The sequence below is a fragment of the Paracraurococcus lichenis genome, assembly GCF_030657435.1.
GTDB classification, from domain to species: domain Bacteria; phylum Pseudomonadota; class Alphaproteobacteria; order Acetobacterales; family Acetobacteraceae; genus Paracraurococcus; species Paracraurococcus lichenis.
Window position 1 is genome coordinate 62,498 of sequence record NZ_JAUTWS010000031.1, and the last position, 6,957, is coordinate 69,454.

General features: G+C 71.6%; 8 protein-coding genes. 5 read left to right on the forward strand and 3 right to left on the reverse strand.

All coding sequences use genetic code 11. The features are described from left to right. Positions 1 to 50: 50 nt before the first annotated feature. Positions 51 to 731: an alpha/beta hydrolase family protein gene (locus Q7A36_RS24970; RefSeq protein ID WP_305106481.1), complete on the reverse strand. Its 681-nt coding sequence runs from the start codon at positions 729 to 731 to the stop codon at positions 51 to 53. A 261-nt stretch (positions 732 to 992) separates the two neighbouring features. Here Q7A36_RS24970 and Q7A36_RS24975 point away from each other — a divergent pair, with 261 nt between their 5' ends. From Q7A36_RS24975 to Q7A36_RS24985, 3 genes are read left to right on the forward strand one after another with little or no spacing between them, the layout of a single operon-like run. Then, positions 993 to 1,559, forward strand: coding sequence for a TetR/AcrR family transcriptional regulator (locus tag Q7A36_RS24975; protein ID WP_305106482.1), 567 nt, complete (start codon positions 993 to 995; stop codon positions 1,557 to 1,559). Between the two features lie 31 nt (positions 1,560 to 1,590). After that, on the forward strand, positions 1,591 to 2,883 hold the full coding sequence (locus Q7A36_RS24980; RefSeq protein WP_305106483.1) for an MFS transporter: 1,293 nt from the start codon (positions 1,591 to 1,593) through the stop codon (positions 2,881 to 2,883). Positions 2,884 to 2,902: 19 nt separating this feature from the next. After that, positions 2,903 to 3,643 (forward strand): SDR family NAD(P)-dependent oxidoreductase, encoded by a 741-nt coding sequence (locus Q7A36_RS24985; RefSeq protein WP_305106484.1) that lies wholly within the window; start codon positions 2,903 to 2,905, stop codon positions 3,641 to 3,643. A gap of 495 nt (positions 3,644 to 4,138) precedes the next feature. On the opposite strand, the gene Q7A36_RS24990 is transcribed toward Q7A36_RS24985, so the two are convergent. Continuing rightward, positions 4,139 to 4,399: an EexN family lipoprotein gene (locus tag Q7A36_RS24990; RefSeq protein WP_305106485.1), complete on the reverse strand. Its 261-nt coding sequence runs from the start codon at positions 4,397 to 4,399 to the stop codon at positions 4,139 to 4,141. A gap of 210 nt (positions 4,400 to 4,609) precedes the next feature. On the opposite strand from Q7A36_RS24990, the gene Q7A36_RS24995 reads away from it, so the two are divergent. Continuing rightward, on the forward strand, positions 4,610 to 5,137 hold the full coding sequence (locus Q7A36_RS24995) for a hypothetical protein (protein WP_305106486.1): 528 nt from the start codon (positions 4,610 to 4,612) through the stop codon (positions 5,135 to 5,137). A gap of 270 nt (positions 5,138 to 5,407) precedes the next feature. Beyond that, positions 5,408 to 5,596: a hypothetical protein gene (locus tag Q7A36_RS25000; protein WP_305106487.1), complete on the forward strand. Its 189-nt coding sequence runs from the start codon at positions 5,408 to 5,410 to the stop codon at positions 5,594 to 5,596. A gap of 56 nt (positions 5,597 to 5,652) precedes the next feature. Here the strand turns inward: Q7A36_RS25000 and Q7A36_RS25005 are convergent, their stop codons facing one another. Then, positions 5,653 to 6,852 (reverse strand): IS256 family transposase, encoded by a 1,200-nt coding sequence (locus tag Q7A36_RS25005; RefSeq protein ID WP_305106488.1) that lies wholly within the window; start codon positions 6,850 to 6,852, stop codon positions 5,653 to 5,655. Between the last annotated feature and the right edge of the window lie 105 nt (positions 6,853 to 6,957).

The window sequence follows — 6,957 nt, forward strand, 5'->3', positions numbered from 1 at the left end:
TCGGGAGCCCTGGTGTGCCCCGGCCGATGCAGGAGCGCAGCGCGTCCCGCTCAGCCCGAGTGGCGGTTGGCAATGTCCAGCATCCATCCGGCGAGAGCATCGAGCATCGCGTCGAGCACCTGCACCTCCGTTCGGCCCGACCTGACCGGAACATGGAAGGAGTGGTCGGCCCCGGCGATCTCGTGGAGCGTCGCCCGGGTGCCGAGCCCCGCCACCACGCTGCGCAGCAGCCCGAGGTCTGCCAGCGCGTCCCGGGTGCCCTGGAGGAAGAGCATCGGAACCTGGACCCGGGCGAGATGCTCGGCACGCAGGTCGGACGGTGTCCCGGCCGCGTGCAGCGGAAAGCCCAGGAAGACAATCCCGCGCAGGCCGGGCAATGGACCCGCGGCCTGCGCCTGCGAGGTCATGCGCCCGCCGAATGACTTTCCCCCGGCGAAGAGCGGCAGGTCCGGCGCCCTCTCCGTTGCGGCGGCGACCGCGGCGCGCACGGCCGCCTCTGCCAGGGCCGGGCGGTCCGGGCGCTTCGAGCCGGCTTCCATGAAGGGGAACTGGTAGCGCAGCGTGGCGATCCGGCGCGCCGCGAGGCCGGCGGCGACCGCGGCCATGAAGGGATGCTCCATGCCCGCCCCGGCACCATGCGCCAGCACGAGAAGAGCCCTGGCGCCGTCGGGCCTGTCGAGCAGTCCGGAGACGGAGTGCTGGTCCCCGACGGCGATGGAGATGCGGGTCACCACTCGAACCTCGTTCCTTGTCCCTGGCCTTGTCCCTGGCGGGGGCGGCCGCGGCGTCGTGTCAGGCGGGCTCGTCCACGTCCCGGCCAGGACAATGGCCGGAACCGGTCGCGCGTCCAGGCGGGCCAGGCTTCGGGCGGCAGGTCCGACGCAACCCTCCGCGATTTTTCGTGACGATCATCACCATTGCTTTTTTCATGACGATCAGTCTGAATAGCCCCGTCGCCGCCCTGCCCGCGGCGCCGTCCGTCGAGGGTCTGGATGAAGGTTTCGAAGGAGAAGTCGGCCGAGAACCGCGCTCGCATCCTCGAGGCGGCCGCGCGGCTGTTCCGCGAGCGGGGCCTGCAGGGCACCGGTGTCGACGCGCTGGTCGGCGCCGCCGGGCTCAGCCATGGCAGCCTCTACAGCCAGTTCGGCTCCAAGGACCGCCTGGCGGCCGAGGCATTGGCGGCGGCGCTGGACAGCGGGACGCAGTCCCTGCTGCCACCCGGGGAAGCCCCGGAGCTAGGCATGCTGGTCCGCCGGTACCTCTCCCGCCGGCACCGGGACGCGCCGGGCGGCGGCTGCGCCCTCGCCGCCCTGGGCTCGGAGATGCCGCGCCAGGGCCCTGCTCTCCGCAGCGCCTATACCGCCGGCCTCCGCCGGTTGGCCGGGCGGATCGCGGCGCTGCTGCAGGAAGACCGTCCGGATGCGCGGGAGGACGCGGCCCTGGCCACCCTCGCCATGCTGGTCGGTACCCTGACCCTTGCCCGCGCCGTGGACGATCCGGCGCTGTCCGACCGCCTCCTCGCCCTTGGCCGCCGGCACCTCGGCGCGGCCCGCGACTGACCTGCCCCCCATTCCGGAAGGATTTCGAGAGATGGCCGCCAACCTGCTCGCCGCCGCGCTGGCGCGCCGCGGCATCCATTATGCCTGGGTCATGGTGGGGCTGACCTTCCTGGTCTCCCTCGCCTCGGCCGGCGCGCTCGGCGTGCTGGGTGCCTTCCTGCTGCCGCTGCAGCGGGAATTCGGCTGGGACACCGCCTCGATCTCCGGCGCGCTGGCGCTGCGGCTGCTGCTCTTCGGGCTGATGGCGCCCTTCGCCGCGGCGCTGCTGCAGCGCTACGGCCTGCGGCGGACGGTGGCGACCGCACTGGCGCTGGTGGTCGCCGGCTGCCTCGCCTCCATGGCCATGACGCAGGTTTGGCAGCTCTGGCTGTTCTGGGGCGTGGTGACGGGCATCGGCACCGGCATGACGGCCTTGGTGCTGGGCGCGACCGTTGCCAACCGCTGGTTCGTGCAGCGCCGCGGCCTGGTGCTGGGCCTGCTGACGGCCGCCAATGCCACCGGCCAGCTCGCCTTCCTGCCGCTCGCCGCCTGGCTGGCGCGGGAGGAGGGCTGGCGCAGTGCCATGGCGCCCGGGCTGATCGTTTGCGGCCTCGCGGCTGCGCTGTTCCTGCTGCTCGGCCGCGACCGGCCTGCCGATCTCGGCCTCGCCGCCTATGGCGAGGCGGCCGGCGCCGCCGCGCCGCCCGCGCCCGCCGCCGGCAATCCTGTCCGCAATGCCTTCGCCGTGCTGGGGGAAGCCGCACGCACCCGCGCCTTCTGGATCCTCTTCGCCACCTTCCTGGTCTGCGGCCTCTCGACCAACGGGCTGATCCAGACGCATTTCATCCCGCTCTGCAGCGATTTCGGCATGCCGGAGGTCGAGGCCGCGACGGTGCTGGCGATGATGGGGGTCTTCGACTTCGTCGGCACCATCGCCTCCGGCTGGCTGTCCGACCGCTACGACAACCGCGCGCTGCTGGCCTGGTATTACGGGCTGCGCGGCCTGTCGCTGCTGCTGCTGCCCTTCAGCGACTTCTCGCTCTACGGGCTGTCGGTCTTCGCCGTGTTCTACGGCCTCGACTGGATCGCCACCGTGCCGCCCACGGTGAAGCTCGCCGGCCAGAGCTTCGGGCGGGAGCGTGCGCCGCTGGTCTTCGGCTGGGTCTTCACCGCGCACCAGCTCGGCGCCGCCGTCGCCGCGCTCGGCGCCGGCCTCAGCCGCGACGCGCTGGCGAGCTACCTGCCCGCCTTCGCCCTGGCCGGTGCCGCCTGCCTCGTCGCGGCCGCGCTCGCGCTGGCCATCCGGCCGCCGCGCCCGGCGGTGGTGGCGCCCGCCGCAGCCTGAGCCCGAGGAGGAGAAAGCCATGACCACACCCACCGCCATCGTGGTCGGCGTCGGCGCCGAACGGGGCCTGGGCGCCGCGCTGTGCCGGCGCTTCGCGCAGGGGGGCTACCACGTGCTGGCCGCCGGCCGGACCGGCGCCAGGCTGGAGCAGGTCGTCGCCGCCATCCAGGCGGCCGGCGGCAGCGCGGAGGCGGTGCCGACCGATGCGACGCGGGAGGCGGAGGTGCTGCGGCTCTTCGACCGTGGCATGGCGCCCGGCGAGGGCCGCGCCCCGGCCGACCTCGTCGTCTCCAATGCCGGCAACAACCAGCGGCTCGACTTCCGCACGCTCTCGGTCGAGACCTTCGAGGAGTTCTGGCGCGTCGGCTGCCTCTCCGGCTTCCTGGTGGGGCGGGAGGCGGCGCGGCGGCTGGTCCCGCTCGGCCGCGGCACGGTGATCTTCACCGGCGCCTCGGCCAGCCTGCGCGGCAAGCCGGGCTTCGCGCAGTTCGCCGCCGCCAAGGCCGGGCTGCGGGCCATGGCGCAGAGCATGGCACGCGAGTACGGGCCGCTGGGCCTGCATGTCGCGCATGTGGTGATCGACGGCGGCATCGACGGCGAGCGGCTGCGCAGCCGCCGGCCCGAGGCGGTGGCCGAGCGTGGCGAGGACGGGTTGCTCGGCATCGAGGCGATCGCCGAGACCTATTGGCACATCCACCGCCAGCCGCGCTCCGCCTGGACGCAGGAACTGGACCTGCGGCCCTTCAAGGAGAGCTTCTGACGGGGGCGGGGACCGAGGGCCCGCTGCGGCGGGACCGTATCGGCGGTCTTTCCGGCCTTGGGTAGTTGCGCGGCATGATCGCGGGCACGCTGCCGACGCCGCCCTTCGCCCGCGTGATGCGGATGGGTCTGGTGGGCGTCGAGGCGGGGCGGCGGCCGATGTCCTGAACCCGCTCGGCACGGCGCATTCGCTGCTGGCGGCCGGCCGGGGATGCCGGCCGGGTCAGTGGGAGTTGCGCCGGGACGCTGTGGCGCGGCGGCTCCTGCGACAGGACTTGCCCGAGATCCCGATCAGGATCGCTGCCAGCGGCTGATCCCGGCGTGGATGCCTGTTCCGCCGGGCGGTACTGGCGCGTCTGGCGCAGGCAGCGCCCTGGGACCGCGCCCCTGCACCTGTGCGGTCTCCTCACGGTACGGCAGCCTGGGAAGACCGCTGCCTCCGCGGGACAGGCAGCCGGCGCCGCTTCAGACGGCTCTGCGGTAGATGTCCTGCCCCTTACTGCTTCGGGACAGGCGGTGCTGCCGGTTCCGAAGTGCCGCGGTCAAGCTTGGCAGCGGACTCGGCCGAATAGGCACGCAGATCGGCCTGGCGGGCGTTCTCGCATGTCTGCGCGGCATTTCGTGGGTGGTGGCGGCATTTCTGCAACCACGCCGCGCGCTGCTTGGGATTCTTCACGAACCAGTCCATGTCGTGCTCGGCGGCATGGAGCGGCGCCGCAAGAACGAAGGTTGCCGCCAGGATCAGAGCCAGACGCATTCCATCCTCCCCATCCCGCTGGTTGCTGCAGCAGGCACTGCATGAGCGCGGCGCCAATCGGGAGGTTCACCGGCTCGGGGCGGCCGCGGACCCGGGTGCCGTCGCCACCGTGGCGGAGGCCGCCGGAGGACGATCGGCCGGATCAAATTGCAGTTGCGACGCACTCGCAATTGGCTTTCAATGCCGCCGACCATCACTCGGAGCACGCCCATGGGCCGCATCATGCCCTTCGCGCCGCGGATCCTGCATGGCTATCCCAGCGCGACCGAGGCGCTCGACCCGGCTGAATCACTGCTGCTCCTCGCCATCCGCGGGTGGGTCGATGACGTCCGGCAGGCCACGGATCCGCTGCTGCGCCTCGGCGGCATCGCGGCGCAGGTCGGCGTCCCCGCCGCCGCTCCCGCGCTGGACATGGTCATGCGCGTCATCGCCCGCACCGCGCTGCGACCGGTGCAGATCGGCTGCCCGCGCTGCCCGCGGCTGGGTGCGGACGAGCAGCGCCTGTTGCACGCCGCGCGGCTGGCACAGGGCCGGGAGACCGGCCTGGCGCAGGAGGTGTTGCGGGACGGCCTGCTGTCCGACATCGGCGCCCAGTTTGCCCTCGGGCCCCTCCAGGGTCTGGGCGAGTTGTTGATCACGGCGGGGTTCAAGCTGCGGCCGCGTCTCCTGGTCGACCTCGCCGGGATCGACGATGGGGATGCCGTGCATTGGCCGCTGTCCCTCCCGACCCACCACTAGCCGAGGAGGCCTCCTTGTTCCGTCATCATTCGCTCGGCGCCGCGACACTGTCCGCGTTCATGGCGGCGGATTGCAGTCCGCGCTCGGATCCGCGGCGTCACCTCGGCTCCGATGCCTCCGTCCCCGCACGGGCAGTCGGCAAGCCCCCGCTGGACGAGGGACCGGGAGCAACCACGCACCAACCGAAGACCTGCACTGCGGCTTTCTCCGACCCATCGGCGCCGCCGCGAGGCGCTCAGCATACCGCGGAGTAGAGGGATGGCGGCTTGCATGCATCGTAACGAGGTGGACCAGGGTCGCCCGGTACGCGACCTTGAGCCGGAGGCACTCTTCTGCGTCGCGGTGTTGCGAACCTGGGCTGCCGCCCGTCGCCCGAAAGCTGCCGCATCCCTCGATTGGCAGGAGGTCTGCGAGCGAGGGCAATTGCCGGAACACACCGTGCAGGCCTTCGATGCGTGATTGTGCCCCGAGGGGTGGTGTAGGAGTTGTGCTCCTTGGCGGGTTTGGCCGCTGTATCAGGCGGCCACGGCGGGCAGGCTGACGGTGGGATTGTCGCTCACGCTGCCGATGGTTTCCAGCGTCATGTAGCGGGCGCGCTGGGTGGCCCATTCGTCGGATTGCTCCAGCAGAATGGCGCCGATGAGGCGGGTGATGGCGGCCTCGTTCGGAAAGATGCCGACGACATCGGTGCGGCGTTTGATCTCGCCATTGAGGCGCTCGATGGGGTTGGTGCTGTGGATCTTGGCGCGGTGCTCGCGTGGGAAGTCCATGTAGGCCAGCACGTCATGCTCGGCGGCGTCCATCAACTCGGCGAGCCTGGGCACCTTGGGGCGGAGCTGGTCGGCGACACGGCGCCACTGGGCATGGGCGGCAGGGGCATCAGCCTCGGCGAAGGCGGTGCCAATCCAGGCGGAGACCAGGCGGCGCTGGGTCTTGCCGGCGTGTGCCGTCGCATTGCGCATGAAGTGGACGCGGCAGCGCTGCCAGGTCGCCCGCAGCACCTTGGTCACGGCGGCCTTGAGGCCCTCATGGGCGTCGGAGATCACCAGCTTCACCCCGCGTAGGCCGCGGCGCGTCAGTGAGCGGAGGAAGTCGAGCCAGAAAGTCTCGGCCTCGGAGGCGCCGATCGCCATGCCGAGCACTTCGCGCCGGCCATCGCTGTTCACACCAACGGCAATGGTGACGGCGACCGGAACGATGCGGCCGGCTTCGCGGACCTTCACATAGGTGGCGTCGAGCCACAGGTACGGCCAGTCGCCCTCGATCGGGCGGGTCAGGAAATCCTGCACCCGCTCGTCGATCTCGGCGCAGAGCCGGCTGACCTGGCTCTTGCTGACGCCGTCCAGGCCCATGGCGCGCACCAGGTCGTCCACCGAGCGGGTGGAAATGCCCTGGATGTAGGCTTCCTGGATCACCGCGGTCAGCGCCTTCTCGGCGGTGCGCCTGGGCTCCAGGAAGGCCGGGAAGTAGCTGCCGCGGCGCAGCTTCGGGATGCGGAGCTCGACGGTGCCGGCGCGGGTCTGCCAGTCGCGCTCGCGGTAGCCGTTGCGCTGGTTGATCCGGCTTTCGCTGCGCTCGCCAGGGGCGGCGCCGGTCAGGCCAGCCACCTCCAGCGCCATCAGCCGCTCGGCGGCGAAGCCGATCATCTCGCGCAGCAGGTCGGCGTCGGAGGACTTCTCCAGAAACCCGCGCAAGGCCATCGTGTCGTCGGTCATCGTGGCTGGTCCATGGTCCAGGGGTTGTTGGTCTCAGCAACCCAACCCTACCCAGGACCACCACGATGGCCGCCACCGTTACGGTGACCGCCTCCTACACCACCT

Excerpts from the sequence above, each read along its gene's own strand:
- Q7A36_RS25005 (WP_305106488.1), bottom strand. The coding sequence starts at position 6,852 with ATGACCGACGACACGATGGCCTTGCGCGGGTTTCTGGAGAAGTCCTCC.
- Q7A36_RS24990 (WP_305106485.1), bottom strand. The coding sequence starts at position 4,399 with ATGCGTCTGGCTCTGATCCTGGCGGCAACCTTCGTTCTTGCGGCGCCG.
- Q7A36_RS25000 (WP_305106487.1), top strand. The coding sequence starts at position 5,408 with ATGCATCGTAACGAGGTGGACCAGGGTCGCCCGGTACGCGACCTTGAG.
- Q7A36_RS24995 (WP_305106486.1), top strand. The coding sequence starts at position 4,610 with ATGGGCCGCATCATGCCCTTCGCGCCGCGGATCCTGCATGGCTATCCC.
- Q7A36_RS24985 (WP_305106484.1), top strand. The coding sequence starts at position 2,903 with ATGACCACACCCACCGCCATCGTGGTCGGCGTCGGCGCCGAACGGGGC.
- Q7A36_RS24980 (WP_305106483.1), top strand. The coding sequence starts at position 1,591 with ATGGCCGCCAACCTGCTCGCCGCCGCGCTGGCGCGCCGCGGCATCCAT.
- Q7A36_RS24975 (WP_305106482.1), top strand. The coding sequence starts at position 993 with ATGAAGGTTTCGAAGGAGAAGTCGGCCGAGAACCGCGCTCGCATCCTC.